This is a genomic window from Shewanella sp. UCD-FRSSP16_17, from assembly GCF_001675935.1.
GTDB classification, from domain to species: domain Bacteria; phylum Pseudomonadota; class Gammaproteobacteria; order Enterobacterales; family Shewanellaceae; genus Shewanella; species Shewanella japonica.
This window is the reverse complement of record NZ_LZFV01000013.1, coordinates 476,433-495,462: the sequence shown is the minus strand read 5'-3', so window position 1 is coordinate 495,462 and position 19,030 is coordinate 476,433. Positions and strand designations below refer to the sequence as shown.

Here is a 19,030-nt window from a genome sequence, read left to right as displayed (position 1 = left end):
AGAATATCGTTCGCGCAAAAAAAAACCTGTAAAACTCTATATGAGTATTACAGGTTTATCGGCTATTTAAATAAAAGCTTTAGCTTAACCTTCAACGCCTTTGCTTGCTAAGAACTCATCATAAGTTCCTTTGAAGTCATTAATGCCTTGTGGCGTCACTTCAAGAATTCGAGTAGCAAGAGATGATACAAACGCACGGTCGTGAGATACAAACAACAACGTACCTTCATACATTTCTAACGCGTTGTTTAATGACTCAATTGATTCCATATCCATGTGGTTAGTTGGTTCATCAAGCAGCAAGATATTTGGCTTTTGCATAATAAGCTTACCAAAATACATGCGACCTTTTTCACCACCAGATAAGACTTTTACTGACTTTTTAATATCGTCAGAACCAAATAACATACGTCCTAAAATACCACGTACTGTTTGGTCGTCATCTTCAGGCTTACGCCATTGGCTCATCCAATCAAACAAGGTCATATCATTAGCAAAATCAGCTTCATGATCCTGTGCATAATAACCAATGTTTGAGTTTTCTGACCATTGAATCGTACCCGCATCTTGTGGTAAATCATGGACTAAGGTACGTAACAAGGTGGTTTTACCCACGCCATTTTCACCCAAAATAGCAATTCGCTCGCCAACTTCAGCCATCATGTCAAAACCAGAGAATAACGGCGTTTCGTCAAAGCCTTTAGCTAACTGCTCAACCACTAATGCGTTACGGAACAATTTCTTCTCTTGTTCGAAACGAATAAACGGATTCACACGGCTAGATGCTTTAACTTCTTCAATTTTAATCTTATCGATTTGCTTAGCACGTGATGTAGCTTGCTTTGCTTTAGATGCGTTAGCCGAAAAACGAGCTACGAAGCCTTGAAGTTCTGCAATTTGTGCTTTCTTCTTGGCATTATCTGACTGTAGACGCTCACGAGCTTGCTGCGCTGCCATCATGTATTCATCGTAGTTACCAGGGTAAACACGTAGTTCACCGTAATCGATATCTGCCATATGGGTACATACAGAGTTCAAGAAATATCTATCATGCGAAATAATCACCATGGTGCTATTACGTTGGTTTAGCATTTCTTGTAACCAGCGAATGGTATCAATGTCCAAGTTGTTGGTTGGTTCATCAAGTAATAATACATCTGGGTCTGAGAACAAGGCTTGTGCAAGTAGCACACGTAATTTGAAACCTGGTGCAATTTCACTCATTAAGCCAAAGTGTTGGTCAACACCAATACCGACGCCCATCAGTAAGTCACCAGCACGAGATTCAGCAGTGTAACCGTCCATTTCAGCAAACTGCATTTCAAGTTCAGCCACTTTGATGCCGTCTTCTTCACTCATTTCTGGTAATGAGTAGATACGATCACGCTCTTGCTTAACTTCCCATAGCTCTTTATGACCCATGATCACAGTATCAACCACTGAATATGCTTCATATGCAAACTGATCCTGGTTCAACTTACCCATGCGCTCGCCTGGGTCAATTGACACATTACCGCTTGACGGCTCAAGGTCACCAGTTAGGATTTTCATGAAGGTGGATTTACCACAACCATTGGCTCCGATAAGACCGTAGCGGTTACCGCCACCGAATTTAACTGAGATATTTTCAAACAGAGGCTTTGAACCAAACTGCATGGTGATGTTAGCTGTAGTAATCAAAATGAGATTCCAAAATTCAAGTTATGATAAAAACAAAAAACCAGTGCCGAATTATGTAACGGCTATAACGTTCAACGAGTATAGCGGTTATTGCTCAGTTAGCACTGGTTTCTAGCCACCCTTAATTAGTTAAGCATGGCCATATTAAATAGGCGGCGTACTATAGCATTTCAGCTTATTTTTTCAACTTAACTTAGCCACAAGGCGCCATAAAACAGGCGAAATTCCATGAATTTATTAAGTCAAAAATGATAGATGGGGAATATTGAAGGTCAGAACCACTCAGTAACTGAAGAATGAAGGGAATAACAGACTATTTCTTTGCGGTGAATTTTCGAGTAAACCAGGCAATAGTGGCGCTTTGTTGTTGTTCACTTAGTCCAAAATAAACACACACCCAAGGAGAGATCAAAAAATACCACGGCATTGTCATGCCTAATTCAGCATTATATTGCAGATAAAAGAAGCCAAAATAAATCACGGCAATACCAGCAATCCCCACTGTCAGCATGGTTAGCTTCATTGCTTTTTCTAGCCTATCCATTTCGCAATCCCTTTAATTATTCTGTGAAATACCCTGAACAAAGTGCTGTCGATAACACTCGCCAAGATGGTAACAATAATCGCAGTAATAAAAAAGCCAACCATTAACGGGTTGGCTTTAGTCTGAGTCAGTAGCAATTACATGCTTAAACCGCCATCAATTTCAAAAACGCGGCCATTTACATAATCATTTTCAACAATAAACTTAACTGTTGCAGCCACTTCTTGTGCTTGACCTAAACGCCCAACTGGCACCATTTTTTCAAGACGCTCCAAGGCTTCTGGTTTCATACCAGCGGTCATTTCTGTTGCTATTACACCTGGCGCAACTGCGGCGCTTCTGATGTTATAACGCGCAAGTTCTTTAGACCAACCAACACTCATTGCTGCAACACCAGCTTTAGATGCAGAATAATTTGACTGACCAATATTACCTGCCTTAGCAATACTAGAGATATTAATAATTACCCCTGCTTGCTTTGAATGAATCATCGCTGCAGCCGCTTCACGCCCACACAAGAAAGTCCCTGTTAAGTTAACATTGATGACCGATTGAAACTGCTCAAAAGACATACGGTCAGTCACAAGACCTTCTTTTGCTTTGATCATCATGCCATCACGAAGAATACCTGCATTGTTAACTAATACGTTCACTTGACCAAAATCTTCAAGGATATAGTTAAAACCTGCCACGACGTCTTCTTCATCAGTAATGTCTAAGGCATAACCTTGTACTTCTGTTGTCGCTCCTAAATCAGCACAAGCACGCTCTAATTTTTCTTGATCAACATCGATAAGTGCAAGTCTTGCGCCTTGAGAGGCAAACTCTTGCGCCATCGCTAGCCCTAATCCACCTGCTCCGCCAGTAATGACAACAACTTTATCTTTAATTTCCATTAACTGGATCCTTTCTTAATTTATTAAAATCAATCGTTATGATTTCTTATCCGCTTGAGCAAACTGCTCAAATATACTTGAAAAATCGCGGCGGCCATTACCTTTCCTTGCATGGTTTACATATAAACTACGTGCTAATGCTCCCATCGGCGTACTAGAATTTGACGCCAATGATGCTTGCTGAGACAAGCCTAAATCTTTCACCATCAAATCAACCATAAATCCGCCTTGGTAATCATTTGATGATGGCACATTGTCCATGACATCTGGACAAGGATTATATTTCTCTAAAGTCCAGTTACCACCGCTACTGACTTTCATGATATCAGATAACACTTTAGGGTCTAAACCATTATCAATACCCAATTGCAAAGATTCACTCGTACCGACCATCAATACCGACAACAGCATGTTATTACAAATTTTAGCTATTTGACCTGCACCCGTTGCTCCTGCGTGGAATATGTTTGCCCCCATCACAGTTAATACCGTTTGTGCTTTTTGATACGCGTTATCTGAGCCACCACAAATAAAGGTTAATGTGCCCGCTGCGGCGCCAGCTGTGCCACCAGATACAGGCGCATCCATAAACTCAATGCCTTTTGCTTTCGCGTGTGCACCCACTGTTTGCGCAGTGCCTGCATCAATGGTCGAACAATCAATTAACACTGCATCTTCTGCTACAACATCCAACAATCCTTTATTGTCAGCATCGCCAATATACAAACTATGGACATGCTTTCCAGCGGGCAACATAGTTATCACAAAATCTGCCGAAGCCGCAGCACCACAGGCAGTTTTGGCACTAAGCGCACCTTGAGATGTGAGTGCATCTACCGCTGCAGGAACCAAATCAAAAACAGTCACGGTCATGCCTGCTTTAATTAAGTTTACAGCCATAGGGCCACCCATATTACCGAGTCCAATAAATGCTACAGTTGCCATAATAATGTCCTTTTACATGTCTTTTAATGGGTGATTGTCATTATTCCAAGGTGACGTTAATAGCTGCGTCACCGCCTCTGGTGTCACATCACTTGCGTGAGGAAAACGCCATTGTGGATTTCGATCTTTATCGATTAACAGTGCTCGTACCCCTTCACAAAAGTCACCGTAAGAACAGCAATTAACACTGATGCCTAATTCCCATTTAAAGCACTCAGCTAAGGTTTTATCTTTACCGATACTGGCTTGAGCAAAAATTAAAAACCAACTTAACGGGCTACCTGCTAATGCCGTTTTTTGTGCGCGCTTTAGCCAATCAAGTTCAGTATCTAAACTTGAAATTTGATGATGCACTTCTTCGATTTCACCGCTCATGAGTTGATCAATTTCAACTTGATATTGTGCTAGCAGACTATCGCCCATACTCGCCGTCGCGTTTTCCTGCATTGAATTAAGTAAATCACTTAGTTGTAAGTGATTTAAAGCAACATCATCACTCCAACTTACTTCAGCTATAGCATCAAACAAGGGTTCTTTATCATCACTACTTAAAAAGTGATWGCCTAATCCGACGTAATGGGCATCAGCAGCGGTCATGTTGTAAGCCGTTAATCCCAAGAATAATCCTGTTTTACCAGGCATTCTATTAAGGAAGTAACTACCGCCAACATCTGGATATAAACCAATGGTAATTTCGGGCATTGCAATACGGCTTCGCTCAGTTAACACTCGGTGGCTGCCGCCAGCCATAAGCCCTAAGCCGCCGCCCATCACAATTCCATCACCCCACACTAATACAGGCTTTCCGTACTGATGTAATAGGTAGTCAAGTTGGTATTCTTCGCTAAAAAAGTCACACGCTTCTTGAGTCATTGATTGAGGGTTAGCCATAGAAGCATGATAGATAGCTCTGACATCACCACCAGCACAAAAAGCTTTCTCACCAGCGCCATCGAGTACAACAAAAGCAATATCATTGTCTTGCTGCCAAGCTAATAACTGCTTAGTCATTGCTTGAACCATACCAAGATTCAGTGAATTTAACGCTTTTTCAATATTAAGCGTAACCACACCAATCGACTTGCCTGATAGTGTTCCTAATGTCTGAAAAATCACATCTTGATTCATTAGTTATTCTTCCAATTTGCAGTGCGTTTATCCAAAAAGGCATTGACGCCTTCAGCCTGATCTTCGGTATCAAATAATCCTACAAACAACTCACGCTCTAGGGGTAAAGCTTGGGTGCGAGGCATGGTTCTTCCAGCTTGAATTAATGCTTTACATACTTTCACGCTGCTCGGTGATTGACGAGCCACTTTTGCCGCAAGCGATATCGCAGCAGCTAATGATTGACCTTGTTCAACCACTTCTTCTACTAAACCAATCGTTTGGGCTTTAACTGCATCGATTCTCTCGCCGCATAGAATCATTCTTTTTGCCCAACCTTCCCCGACCAAAGCCGTTAAGTTTTGTGTGCCGCCCGCACAAGGTAACAAGCCGACTGTGGCTTCAGGTAAGGCCATTTGTGCTTGCGACTCAGCAATGCGTAAATCGCACGCTAATGCCACTTCTAGCCCGCCACCCATGGCATAGCCATTGATAGCCGCAATAGACACTCCACGAAAGGCGCTTAATGTTTCAAATGCTTCTCCAAAACACTTGGCCATTGTCGCTGCATTGCCTTTATCGCCGTCGGCAAATAATTTTAAATCAGCACCTGCTGAGAAAAACTTCTCTCCTTGACCTGTAATCACCAGCGCATAAATATTATTGTCTTGATTTAGGCGTAATACGATATCTTTAAGCAACATCAAACTGGCTGATGTCCAGGTGTTTGCTGGCGGGTTATTTAAGGTCAAAATGGCGGTATGACCATCAATGGTTTCTACGATAGCGGGCCCTGTTTGGGCAGTTGTCGTCGTCATGATTTAATCCTTTAACAATAGTGCATGCGCATTAATGCTCCGTTATCGAAACGGAGCAAGCTGGCAACTTATAAAATGGCGTGTGAATTCTCATCTAATAGACGGCGAGCAATGATCAAACGCATGATTTCATTGGTGCCTTCCAATATTTGATGAACACGAACATCCCTAAAGTGTCGCTCCAATGGGTACTCACGGATATATCCGTAACCACCGTGGATTTGCAACGCACTATCACACACTTGAAAACCAATATCGGTGGCAAAACGTTTGGCCATAGCGCAATAAGCCGTTGCTTCAGGATCATTGTTATCAAGTTTAAATGCGGCTAAACGTACCATTTGTCTTGCAGCAACAAGCTCAGTCGCCATATCCGCTAGTTTAAATTGTAACCCTTGAAAAGCGGCAATGGGTTTACCAAATTGCTTACGCTCATTCATGTATTCTGTCGCGCGTTCTAATGCCGCTTGCGCTGTTCCAACTGAACAAGTCGCAATATTAATGCGACCACCATCAAGGCCCTTCATGGCAAAGGTAAACCCTTGTCCTTCATCGCCTAACAAGTTGGCTTGTGGCACACGTACATTTTCAAAACTGATTAATCGAGTTGGCTGTGCGTTCCAGCCCATTTTTTCTTCTGCTTTTCCGTATGTGATGCCTGGTGCATCAGCTGGAATCGCAATCGCTGAGATGCCTTTAGCACCAGCGTCACCGGTACGGCACATAACAACTAATAACTCAGTCTCACCGGCGCCAGAAATAAACATTTTCGAACCATTAATGATGTAATCATCGCCATCTTTAATCGCTTTGGTTTGCAAAGAAGCGGCATCACTACCTGCACCCGGTTCCGTTAGGCAATAAGATGCTAATAATTGTCCTGTCGTCAAACCTTCAGACCATTGCTGACGTAAGGTTTCGGTTCCCCAAGTTGTTACCATCCATGTGGCCATATTATGAATGGTCAACATGGCGGTTGTTGCAGTGCAACCTTGGGATAATTCTTCGAAGATAATTGAAGCATCAAGGCGAGATAACCCCATGCCACCTTCTGACTCTGGCGAGTACAATGAGCAAAAACCTAACTCACCCGCTTTTTTAATGACATCTTTTGGAAAATAGTGCTCTTCATCCCATTTTGCTGCAAATGGTGTGAGTTCTTCAGCAGCAAATTGACGAGCGAGATCGGCGAACTGGCGTTGGTCTTCGTTGAAATCAAAATTCATGTTTGAATCCTTTTTTACTATGACTCTATGGTCATTTGAATTGCCACTATCAGTGGTCACTAAAGCTAAAGTTCTGCAATAGATTTGTGTGAGCTATATTGCTCTGTTTGCAGATACTTAGGCGTAGTATGTTGTTTAGTTATTCAGCTTCCTGCTGAATGGCATGTCTCGGCAGGCCAAACATTGCGGCCTTATTACAACGTCGATAAAAGGCCTTCTCCCATCAGAAGGCCTTTATCAATTACTTAAGATTAATACTCATATTTGGGCCACTGACGACTTCATCATCAAACCAGCGAGAGGTAATGGTTTTGGTTTCAGTGTAAAAACGAACCGCTTGCTTACCATAGGCGTGTTGGTCGCCATAGAAACTGCCTTTCCATCCCGTAAATGAGAAAAACGGTAATGGCACAGGAATAGGGACATTAATTCCCACTTGGCCAACATCAATATGATGTTGATATTTACGTGCTGCACCGCCTGATGCTGTAAAGATAGAAGTGCCGTTGCCATAAGGGCTGTTATTAACAACGTCAATCGCTTCATCAAGGCTTTCAGCTTCCATACAACAGAGTACAGGACCAAAGATTTCTTCTTTGTAGATGCTCATGTCTGTGGTGACATTGCTGAACATGGTTGGGCCAATCCAGTTACCAGACTCATATCCTTCAACAGTAAAGTCACTGCCATCGAGTAAACACTCAGCGCCTTCTTCTTTACCTTGAGCAATCAGTTTTAGCACACGCGCTTTAGCAGCCGGGCTAATGACTGGACCATAAGCCGCATTTTCATCATTCCATAATCCTGGGCGTACTTTTGCTAGTGCTTCTTTAAGCTCAGGGATCCACTCTTTGGCAGCGCCGACAAATACAGCAACAGAAATCGCCATACAACGTTGACCCGCCGCACCAACAGAGGCGCCTACCATGTTATTAATCACTTGTTGCTTGTTCGCATCAGGCATAATCACACAATGGTTTTTCGCACCAGCAAAGGCTTGAACACGTTTTAAGTTATCGGTACCCGTTTTATAGATGTATTGTCCTACACCGACAGAACCGACAAATGAAATCGCTTTAATTTCTTTATCATTGAGCAACACATCAACTGCCGTTTTATCGCCATGGATTAGCTGCAGTACCCCTTTTGGCGCCCCCGCTTCAACAAATAGCTCAACCAAGCGTTGTGGCGTCATTGGATCTTGCTCTGAAGGTTTTAAGATAAAGGTATTACCACACGCAATGGCTAGCGGGAACATCCATAATGGGATCATCGCTGGGAAGTTAAATGGGGTAATACCCGCACAAACACCTAATGGTTGCGTGTAACTATAGGTATCGATATTTCTTGCCACATTTTCAACCGTTTCGCCCATTAACATTGAGGCGATGTTACATGCGTGCTCAGCGACTTCGATGCCACGCCAAACATCACCTTTAGCATCTTCAAAGGTTTTACCTGTTTCTTGGGCTAGTATGGTTGCGAGCTCGTCATGATGCTCTTTTAGCAAATGTTGATAACGCAACATCACTCTGGCACGTTCAGAGACCGGCACTTCTTTCCATGTTTTAAATGCTTCTTTAGCACTATGAATCGCTTGATTAACTTCCTCTACCGTGGCGGCATTAATATTGGCAATCGGTAAGTTATTTGCAGGATTGGTCACCGAAATCTGTTGGGTTCCCATGCCTTCGGTAAATTCACCGTTGATATAATGTTTCACTTGAACTGTCATCTTGCTTCCTAAATCCCTGTAGAGCCCCAAAGCTCTGTGAAAGTGAAGTACTGCCGGCTTGTTATTTTTGACTAATTACTGTTACTTATTAGTGTTACGAATAATTGTCTAGCTCGTGCAGCACTTGAGTCTTGTTGAATGATTTTCTAATCGATTGTGACACTTAAACGGTTATAGCGAGATAGTTATACTTCAATTGCCATTGCCGTTGCTTCGCCGCCACCAATACATAATGACGCCACACCTTTAGATAAGCCCTTGGCTTTTAGCGAATGAATTAACGTCACAAGTACACGTGCACCAGAGCACCCAATAGGATGGCCTAATGCGCAAGCGCCGCCATTGATATTGACTTTAGATTCGTCAAGTTGTAATTCGCTAATAGCTAACATAGTCACCATGGCGAATGCTTCGTTAATTTCGAATAAATCCACATCAGCTTTAGACCAATTAACTTTATCGAATAGCTTGTTCATTGCACCGACGGGTGCAGTGGTAAACATTGAAGGTTCTTGAGAATGAGTGGTATGGCCTTTAATTGTCGCCATAATAGTGAGACCTAATGACTCCGCTTTTTCTCGGCTCATTAACATTAAGGCCGCAGCACCATCTGAAATAGAGCTTGAGTTAGCGGCTGTAATTGTGCCGTCTTTAGCAAATGCTGGACGTAGTGAAGGAATTTTTTCAGGACGCGCATTGCCTGGCTGCTCATCCGTATCCACTGTGACATCACCTCGACGACTTGAAATCGTCACTGGCACGATTTCATCTTTAAACGCTCCAGACTGAATCGCTGTGTTAGCCTTTTCTAAAGAGTTCAGTGCGAATTGGTCCATGTTTTCACGAGTTAAGCCAAAATCATCAGCAGTTTTTTGGGCAAAAGTCCCCATTGCACCGCCTGTGTAAGCATCTTCAAGGCCATCGAGGAACATATGGTCCAAAACTTTGCCATGACCCATACGCATTCCACTACGCGCCTTATCTAATAAATAAGGCGCTTGGGTCATACTTTCCATACCACCAGCAACAACAACCTCTGCACTACCCGCTTTGATTAAGTCGTGCGCCATCATCACAGTCTTCATACCTGAACCGCAGACTTTATTGATGGTCGTTGCACCAACACTTAAAGGTAATTCAGCTCCTAATGTCGCTTGACGAGCTGGCGCCTGTCCTAAACCTGCAGGCAATACACAACCCATTAAGACTTCATCAATTAAATGAGTATCAATCTGAGTGTGACTGATTAACCCTTTAATCGCATTGGCGGCTAATGTTGGAGATGTCACTGCTGATAATGCGCCTTGAAAGCCACCCATTGGGGTACGCTTAGCAGCAACGATAACGATATCTTGTGGTGATGAATGTGTGGTGCTCATAACTTCTCCGCTGTAAACCGGCAAATATTCTGGCCGAGATTAATACACAGTAAAATGTGATCTAGTTCAATTATCACACTCTGACGTTTACGCTAACGTAAAGCAAGAAAAAATCGTCAATTTCATATTAAGATTTCAACACGGCTGTCATTGAAAATTTACAAAAACGATATACCATTAATAATTAAGGGGATTTATAACTAGGACTGCCAAGTTTATTGTTGTCAAAAAGTGAGTTTACTTACACGGGGAATTAATCGCTGCAGACTATGATGGGAAGAAATAGATGGGAAAGAAATAGATGGGAAAGAAATAACAGTGGTTACTTGCGGAGGTTTTAAAGGGCATCAAGGTTAATTGAGTTGCTAATGCCCGTTTGGTGGAAAGCCATCAAATCAACACGCATTGGATCAATAGGAAAATATCACATCGAAAAGGTTTGATTACGGCCATTTTGTTTCGCTTTATACATACCAGCATCCGCTCGTTTTATCATCTTAGATAGTGAATCTAGGCTTTCTTCAGTTCCAAGATCTTGCTCTGCTAATTCATCTTGCTCGCTATGCTCTATGACAACACCATCAACTTCGCTTAGCTGACTTACAGTAACCCCTAAGCTAATGGTAAATTTCACTTCGACATGATCAAAAGTAAATGTTTGCTGCTCGATACTGTTACGGAGTCGCTCAGCCACTTCAACTGCTTGGTCTATATTGGTATTAGGCAATATTAATAAAAACTCTTCTCCACCAATTCGGCCTAATACATCCGTTTTTTTGACCCAATTTCTTGCTTTTCGTGCCGCAGCTTTAATTGTTAAGTCCCCGATATGATGACCGTATGTGTCATTAATCATTTTAAATTTATCAATATCAAAAATGATCACCGCTAATGGCTCCGCTCGTTTTAGGGCAAGACTAAATAACCTATTCCCCTGCTCCATGGTGTAACGTCGATTTGATATCCCTGTAAGATAATCTGTTTGCGAACGGCGTTTAAAAAAGCGGCGAGACTGAATTAAAAAAGCCGTTGCAACAAGTAAAACCACAATAATCAAACTGGTAACGATTAAGGTTAATTGAGATATTTGCTGCTTATCTGTTTCTGACTTTAACTTCAGTAAATTAATCGCAAGCTGATTTTCTAGGATTTGGATTTCATATTCAGCGACTTTTGAATTGTGCTCTAGCGACGAGTAGATAACGTCTTTGTCCATGATGGAGGCATAGGTCAAACGTTCATGATTTAAGCTCGACATCAACAAGTTAAAGCTGGCTAAGTACTCTTGTTCGGAAAACTGTTTAAGCGCCATTATTGACGTTTTGAGAAAGGAAGAGCTCGCTGAAAATGTGTCAGAATTTATAAATTCATCAGCAGCTTCATAAGCCATTTCTGGCTGCTCTTGCTGCATGTGAGCTAAAGCGAGATAGGCATACATTAAGCCAATAAAATATTGTTCATTAGTGGTTGAGCTTAACTGTTTAGCGTTTTGCAATCGCTCAATTGCCAACTCATGATCATTATTATAATAACTTAGCCGACCCGCATTAAAATAAGCGAAAAATAAGAAGTCGTTAAATTCAGGATGCCGCTTGGCTAAATCAAACAGGCCGACAACATGAATTTCAGCCGCTTCCCAGTCTGACATTTTTATCGCCTCACCAACCAAGTTGTGCAGCATATTGAACATGTCTTGAATATCGTCAACTTCACTCCATAACCGATAGGCTTCATTGAAGTATTCATAAGCGTATTTATGTAATCCATTAGAGCGGTAAATCGCGCCAGTTGAGTTATAAATCATCGCTTGCTTGTTCGGAGGGAAATGGTGCTTCTTGGCAATCAACAAAGCTTCTTCAAGGCGCTGTAATCCTTGCTCAAACACTTGTGTATCAGTGTAGCAAAATGCGCTTTGCGTGAGTGCTTTGGACAACACGATAGGAGAGTCAATAGCGCGTGCTAATTCCAATGCATATTCTCTATCAGGGCAATAGCGCTCTTTATCATTAACCTGTAAATATTTAATGAATGAACGCTCAATATAACTGATAACTAAAATATCTGAAGTGGCAACTTGCTCAGCAGATTGAATCGCTAAAGAATATGATTCAACGGCATCATCTAATTTGTCTAATGCCTCTTGTTCAATCGCAATAAAATTGAATATATGGGCATTATCAATTGGGTTCCACGAATGGTGTTGCTGAGCTTGTTGTAAATACTCAAGCTTTTCCTCTGGCGCAGTAAACTTATCCAGCGCTTGTTTAACTGAATCTAATGTCATGACGTGAGCATCATTTGACTGTATCGCTCGCTCTGCATTGTCATTGGCATAAACTGGAGTAACCAGACTGATAAAGCCTACCAACGCAATGAATCGGCTTATCGATAGCACTCGGTAATAACAAAGGTGAAATTCAATCAATGGGCGCCTCAACATCTGATTTCGCTATGCCCCTGCTTACCATTATAAATCACGGTCTGCAAAACAAGATTTAAACTGTCACAAGGGTTAACAGATTGTATCAGCATAAGTGAGTTGCTTCGATATGACAATGTAGCGAAGACCGCAGGCTTATGCTTGAATCGGTGCTAACGCTAATGCGATTAGATAATTAATCTGTATCTAGCTTAGTTGCCATAATTTATCGGCAAAATATCAGGACTATTGATATTTTTAACTGATAACTCGCGTATAAAAATAAATATGAAAAATAAAAAAAGCGCTGAATCTCAGCGCTTTTTGCAGAAGTAAAGTGGCTTATTTAGGCCACTCATTAACTTCACTGTTGGTGAATCATCTGCAATTAACTGCAAGCTTTATTTCAAGCTGTTTATGCAAAAAGGCACTACTTTTGGATCATTACCGCACCAACGCTACGATCTTCACTTTGATTTAATAAGCGAATTGTTAACCCGTATTCAGGAATATTACGTCCAGCATCAAGTAAGTCGCCGCCAGAGTAATCACGAGAATCTCTAAAAGTACGTTGGGCACGAGTACGGTTGTCATACATAGTGATGCCATAATCTTCAGACAAATCGATAAACATTTTTTCAGGTCTATCGATTCTAAATGTCGCATCGTGGATTTGGTAGCGTGTCGTTGCAACATTACCATTACTCCATGACAAGGTATTTTGATCAGCATCCACAACACCTAAGAAACCGTCACCAGGGTGAACACCAACCCAGTTATCTGAATATTGATTATCCACGTACCAAATGAGCATGCCCTTTTCATAGGTCATTGGCTGTCCAGCAACATTGATATGCGCTAAACCACTGTCGACACCATGATGAGTTCGCCACTCAACTAAATAATAGTGCTCAGTTTCAGAAACGCCCGTCGATACATCAAATCCATTTAGCATCATGACTTCTGGCATCACATCAGCATTCGCTGTCGCAACAATCGTTTCATCGACAACAATGTTTAAATCATCAACGTACATACCAGGGTTGGATACCGCGCCATCGGTTTTATACATTATGTATAAATCAAATGCCTCACCCGCAAGCGCGGTGAGATCAAATTCAGCATCAATCCAGCCCGCTGAATTACCTGTTATACCGTTACCCAAATTAGTATCATTCGGATTTGTGTTACTGGTGATATTGCCTTCAAGCATCATCTGACCAAAGCTACCAACAGCAATCACATAGCCATAATCCCAATCAAGCTCGATGTCATACCATGTTTTAAACTGCACTGCAGCAGTGGTTGCATCAGTTAAATCGACAGAAACGGCCATCAGGTTTTCTAGATTATCTCCAGAACCACTGAAATACGCATATTCACCACTGGTTGGCACAGTGATAACCTGTTGCTTGTTTGGCAGACTCACCCTAATCACATCATGATTAGTGCCTTTACTGGATGCTTGATCTAATAGACCAACGACACCTCGACGAGGAATATCATCAAAATTCACCACAGCACCGTGTTGCCAATTGCCACCAAGGCTTGCTTGTAAATACTCTTTTGCGAATGGACTAAAACCAACGGGCTCTGTGCCGCCGATTTCACCCGCCCAACTACCAGATGACATAATAGACCACATAGATACCGGCTCACCTTGGCCAGTATATTGAGTGTCATATTCATCAGGTAACCCTAAATCATGACCATATTCATGGCTAATGACTCCAACAGCACTGTCAATCGGAGCGATGGTATAATCAAAAGCCCCCATTAGTCCGCCCCAATAAGGCGCTGAGCTTGAAGAATCAGGGATCCCAAATACTCCCCCCAAATTCCAACGATGTGACCAAATAGCATCTTCACCTACTTGACCACCACCAGCTTCTTCCCCCACTGCAGAATGGAATACCATCACATGATCAACCAATCCATCTGGTTCCCAGTAATTACCATCTCCATCAAGATCATACCTGTCTTCAATATCAAATTGATTTAAGTCAACAGTGGGATCTTGTGAGGCTGCTGTTAAAGCTTCTCGAATTAAGCTTCTCGCATCACCATCAACATTGTTGCCATAGAATGCTGCAGGCATTTCTGCCATATACCAACCAGCAACATCGCCAGTGACGGTATAACTGTCACCTGACTGTTTTTCATAAAATTGTCTAAACGAATTAGCATGATGACCATTCGGCGCAACCCAACCATCGTCACCAAAAAGGATATGACGATAATGGTCTGGGTTGTAATCCTCATAATACATACCTGTTTCATCAGGTAAGATAGAATTATGCACAAAGTCAGGGAACTCCATCAAAATCGCTAAAACACGTGCTTCTCGTGTTTCACCTTCATATACTTCTTCTTGAACATTCGCAGGACGGCTTCGCATCGCATTGGCTGTTAGCTGTCCTTTTGACGCTTCATGCCGTTTATGATGTTTAGCCTTACCTTTAATTTCATTAGTCATGGGATACTGACTGACTACAGCAGCATCGAGCGCTGCGGCATTTAGTACCGCTTCTGATTGACGTTTTTTAAGGTAGGTTTTTAACGCTGTTTCAGCTTCTTTTAAGCTAGCACTTTGCGAGATTTTGCCTGATTTCTTGAGCATTTCTATTAACTTCTGCTCATCGGCAATCACTAAATCGAAAGCGCCCGTTTGTGGCGTGGGAGCATGCGGTGCGGCTTGCAAGGCTCCAGATAACCCAGCAATAGCAAACGCTAGCGGGAGTAGTTTCTTGTTATTCAATTGAATACCCTCATTAAATTTCAGATCCGTTTGAAAAGTAATACTCAGCAAGACTCAGCTACGTTAACTAAGTATTCAAAAATCCTAACCGAAGAAACAACGACACGACACTGGTTGGGCTTGATTTCAATCCCAAGTATTAACTTGTGCTAAACAACTAATTATTTTGGGTATTTTTCAGGCAATAAGGTGAGACTAAAAGCGCCACTTAGTCATACTAAATGGCGCCTTTAATTAAACGAATGAGTTAATATTGAGACACTAACGACCGGTTTCCCATGGCGTCATTGCACTCATGTCAGATAAATCATACGGCGTTAACTGATAAACATAATAATTAAGCCAATTACTGACTAACAAACTGCCATGACTATGCCATTTGGCAACGGCGTCATTTTTAGGGTTATCGTCACGATAATAGTGAGTGGGAACACTTGGATTTAGACCTTGCTCAATATCACGCAGGTATTCGTCGTTTAACGTCGATTTTTGATATTCTGGATGACCCATTACAAACAAGTTTCGATTATTTCGACTTAACACGATATAAGCTCCAGCTTCTTTTGATTCAGCTAATACTTCTAAATCAGGATGCTGTTTAATATCATTAATATCCATTTCAGCGAAACGTGAATGAGGCGCAAAAAATTCATCATCGAAACCACGTAATAACGGATGTGGTTTATTACAGCGACTGTGGTTAAACACACCAGAACGTTTCTTCTCTAACAGTTTTCGATGTAAATCATATAAGTGAAACAAGCCCGCATGGGCAGCCCAGCATAAAAACAATACCGATGTGACATGCTGCTGAGACCAATCGATAATTTCTTTTATGTGTTCCCAATACACAACATCTTCAAAATCTAATTGCCCTAGTGGCGCACCAGTGATAATTAGACCATCATAATTGCGTGTTTTTACCGCTTCGAAATCACGATAAAAAGTGTTCATATGATCAATTGAGGTGTGTTTTGAAGCTTTATCATGGATACGTAATAAATCCACATCCACTTGCAAAGGCGTATTTCCTAATAAACGTAACAACTGAGTTTCTGTCTCAATTTTATTAGGCATCAAATTTAAAATCAGCACACGCATTGGACGAATATCTTGATTCGCAGCCCGTGTTTCGGACATAACGAAAATATTCTCTGATTCTAAGATTTCTGCAGCGGGTAAATTATCTGGGATTCTAACCGGCATCAAAGCACCTTTTTAACACTATAAGATTCGGTACTTGGAAAACATCAACAACACACAACCGTGTTGCGTCCGATATTTATCACTCATTACCGACTTTATTTACGATAAGATTAATAGCCTCATTACTATTAATATCAACTACATAAGATTGAGTATTGATAAACCAAAGCTTACCTTCCACCTCAATACGGGCACCTACTGCATAGGTATGACCCTGCTGAAATTGATCGCGAGCAAGTTCAAATGTAAATGCATGGGGCGTCGTCACTTCATCTGAAGTCATTTCAGCCATTACAATCGCTTTCGTATCTTGCAAAGAAACATCTTTAAGTTGCACTTTAATAACTGCGTTATCAGGTAAAGCGATGCGCTCTCGATACATGATCTCACCTGATACACTGACAAGATCATTGTGCGAAGCACATGCACCTAATCCTAAAAGCACCACTACCGCGACAAGCACTCCATTAAATAATCGCATCATTGCCTTGCTCATTTCAGTCTCCTTATCATACATAAAGACTTCTAGAAGTCTATACGTCTTATATTGAATAATATTCTTGCTTGTTATCGAAAGCAGTTGTTTTTATCATAGGTCATCATTTCGAAGCCTTAAAGCGCATGACACAAGCAAACGCAATAATAGTGGGCGCTAGCTCACATCTTAGTAAAGAAATCGCCCGTAAATTGGCCGCAGAAAAAGTTGCTTTGACACTTTTTGTCCAAGATCCAGACTCATTAAAAGAGTTTGCTTCACAACTTGAGACTGAAGTTAACGTTTTACCGTTAAATATTGAGCAGCCTGTTGAGATAATTCGCCAATTAGAACAAGAGTGGCAACGAATTGATGGCGCACATTTGGTCTTAATAAACACAGGGCTAAATGGTTACAACGAGACGCTGCCATGGCAACTTGAGCAAGATATTATTGACGTCAATGTCACTGGTTTTACTGCTATTTGTAATACCACTTTCCGACTCATGCGAGAGCAAGGGTATGGCCAAATAGCCGCTATTAACTCAATTGCCGGACTGAGAGGTGGACCAAGCGTTGCTTACCATGCATCTAAGGCGTATGCACAGAACTACCTTGAAGGCTTGAGTATGCATGCTCAGCGCCTGAAATTACCCATCACCATTACAGATATTCAATTAGGCTTATTAGATAAGGCTGCGATGCAGCAAAGTAAGTTATGGCTCCCGCCTCTTGCTAAAGTGGCAGATCAGATAATTGCAGCAATGAAAAAAGGTAAACGTAAGGTATATGTGACTAAACGCTGGCGTCTGGTTGCTTGGTTAACCATGATGTTGCCGGAATTTATTTACAACACCCGCCACTGGAAAAACAAAAAGAAGAAATAGCCTTAGTTAAAAATGGCGTAAAAGTTGATTTAATACTGTCTCGTCAATCAATAAAAACAGGAGCTAAGCTCCTGTTTTTATTGGTAACAATAACGCTCTGACTTAGAACTTGTAACCTACGCTCACCATATAAACCCACGGGTTTATATCAGTTTCAATTGTCACAGGTACTGAATCTGCACCACCGTTTGGCGCGTAGTTAAAGCTTGCATCAGTTGAAATCTGTGCATACCAAACTGAAGCATTAACTAACCAATTTTGATTAATGTTGTAATCTAAGCCTACTTGAGCAGCTAAACCCCAAGAGTTAGACAAGCTTAAGTCAGATAAACGACCATCAACACTGTTGGTAATTTCATTGTCAAAAAAGTTAGTAAAGTTAACACCTACACCAATATACGGGCGTAATTTAGATTGCGCATTACCAAAGTAATATTGTGCAACTAAGGTTGGCGGTAAATGCTTAGTTTCAGCCACTTTCATGCCAGCAATTGAGATGTCATGAGTAAAAGGCGTTGCTGCTAATAATTCAACTCCCCAATTATCTGTCAGCATGTAGCCAAAATTTAAACCAACTTGAGTGTTGTCATCAACAGAGAATTGGCCTAAATCACCTAAGTCTGGGGTATCAACATTTTGACTTTCATCATTCGGCGCGACAGCAACTGCCCCTACACGAAAAATAAAATCACCCGCTTGGTGAGCAAAAACAGAAGAAGAAATACCAGTAGATAATAAACTGGCTGCGACAATACTTAAGGCTATTTTTTTATTCATTGTGACAACTCCATGTGCGCAACATAATTAGTGCTTTGTGCAAACACTGTTAACAATTGCCGCTACACTGCCAGAGTATTTGATTAACAATATTGATCCAAATCAATAAAAACACCTATACCAAACTAGGTAAGCAACATTAATGACTGAGATCACATTTACCTAGCAGATTTAGATA

General features: G+C 41.5%; 15 protein-coding genes. 1 reads left to right on the top strand and 14 read right to left on the bottom strand.

Annotation, left to right across the window (positions count from 1 at the left end; translation table 11 throughout):
• Window positions 1–84: 84 nt before the first annotated feature.
• The 13 genes from A9267_RS11155 to A9267_RS11095 all read right to left on the bottom strand — a co-directional run bounded on the left by A9267_RS11155 (window position 85) and on the right by A9267_RS11095 (window position 17,209).
• A complete protein-coding gene (locus A9267_RS11155) occupies window positions 85–1,680 on the bottom strand; it encodes an ABC-F family ATPase (RefSeq protein WP_082419856.1) in 1,596 nt (531 codons plus the stop codon).
• 313 nt (window positions 1,681–1,993) lie between these two features.
• On the bottom strand, window positions 1,994–2,224 hold the full coding sequence (locus A9267_RS11150) for a hypothetical protein (RefSeq protein ID WP_055023011.1): 231 nt from the start codon (window positions 2,222–2,224) through the stop codon (window positions 1,994–1,996).
• 137 nt (window positions 2,225–2,361) lie between these two features.
• Window positions 2,362–3,120: an SDR family oxidoreductase gene (locus A9267_RS11145; RefSeq protein WP_055023012.1), complete on the bottom strand. Its 759-nt coding sequence runs from the start codon at window positions 3,118–3,120 to the stop codon at window positions 2,362–2,364.
• Between the two features lie 36 nt (window positions 3,121–3,156).
• Complete coding sequence (mmsB, locus tag A9267_RS11140; protein ID WP_065109192.1) at window positions 3,157–4,065, bottom strand: 3-hydroxyisobutyrate dehydrogenase; 909 nt, start codon at window positions 4,063–4,065, stop codon at window positions 3,157–3,159.
• A 12-nt stretch (window positions 4,066–4,077) separates the two neighbouring features.
• Window positions 4,078–5,193: an enoyl-CoA hydratase/isomerase family protein gene (locus A9267_RS11135; RefSeq protein WP_065109191.1), complete on the bottom strand. Its 1,116-nt coding sequence runs from the start codon at window positions 5,191–5,193 to the stop codon at window positions 4,078–4,080.
• A complete protein-coding gene (locus A9267_RS11130; protein ID WP_065109190.1) occupies window positions 5,193–5,990 on the bottom strand; it encodes an enoyl-CoA hydratase in 798 nt (265 codons plus the stop codon). The genes A9267_RS11135 and A9267_RS11130 overlap by 1 nt, the downstream gene beginning before the upstream one ends.
• Window positions 5,991–6,058: 68 nt before the next feature.
• Window positions 6,059–7,216 (bottom strand): acyl-CoA dehydrogenase family protein, encoded by a 1,158-nt coding sequence (locus A9267_RS11125; RefSeq protein ID WP_055023016.1) that lies wholly within the window; start codon window positions 7,214–7,216, stop codon window positions 6,059–6,061.
• A gap of 241 nt (window positions 7,217–7,457) precedes the next feature.
• Window positions 7,458–8,951, bottom strand: a complete 1,494-nt coding sequence (locus A9267_RS11120; protein ID WP_055023017.1) for a CoA-acylating methylmalonate-semialdehyde dehydrogenase — start codon at window positions 8,949–8,951, stop codon at window positions 7,458–7,460.
• Between the two features lie 185 nt (window positions 8,952–9,136).
• Window positions 9,137–10,330 (bottom strand): thiolase family protein, encoded by a 1,194-nt coding sequence (locus A9267_RS11115; RefSeq protein ID WP_065109189.1) that lies wholly within the window; start codon window positions 10,328–10,330, stop codon window positions 9,137–9,139.
• A 424-nt stretch (window positions 10,331–10,754) separates the two neighbouring features.
• Window positions 10,755–12,755, bottom strand: coding sequence for a GGDEF domain-containing protein (locus A9267_RS11110; RefSeq protein ID WP_197495527.1), 2,001 nt, complete (start codon window positions 12,753–12,755; stop codon window positions 10,755–10,757).
• Window positions 12,756–13,179: 424 nt separating this feature from the next.
• Window positions 13,180–15,507 carry an immune inhibitor A domain-containing protein gene (locus A9267_RS11105; protein WP_065109258.1) on the bottom strand — a complete coding sequence of 776 codons (2,328 nt, stop codon included), beginning with the start codon at window positions 15,505–15,507 and terminating at the stop codon, window positions 13,180–13,182.
• 261 nt (window positions 15,508–15,768) lie between these two features.
• The gene (metA, locus tag A9267_RS11100; protein WP_065109187.1) at window positions 15,769–16,713 is read right to left on the bottom strand and encodes a homoserine O-acetyltransferase MetA; all 945 of its coding nucleotides are present in this window, start codon (window positions 16,711–16,713) and stop codon (window positions 15,769–15,771) included.
• Between the two features lie 79 nt (window positions 16,714–16,792).
• Window positions 16,793–17,209, bottom strand: coding sequence for a YbaY family lipoprotein (locus tag A9267_RS11095; RefSeq protein WP_065109186.1), 417 nt, complete (start codon window positions 17,207–17,209; stop codon window positions 16,793–16,795).
• A gap of 125 nt (window positions 17,210–17,334) precedes the next feature.
• On the opposite strand from A9267_RS11095, the gene A9267_RS11090 reads away from it, so the two are divergent.
• Window positions 17,335–18,075 (top strand): SDR family NAD(P)-dependent oxidoreductase, encoded by a 741-nt coding sequence (locus A9267_RS11090; protein WP_055023175.1) that lies wholly within the window; start codon window positions 17,335–17,337, stop codon window positions 18,073–18,075.
• Between the two features lie 102 nt (window positions 18,076–18,177).
• On the opposite strand, the gene ompW is transcribed toward A9267_RS11090, so the two are convergent.
• Complete coding sequence (gene ompW, locus A9267_RS11085) at window positions 18,178–18,852, bottom strand: outer membrane protein OmpW (protein WP_055023024.1); 675 nt, start codon at window positions 18,850–18,852, stop codon at window positions 18,178–18,180.
• Between the last annotated feature and the right edge of the window lie 178 nt (window positions 18,853–19,030).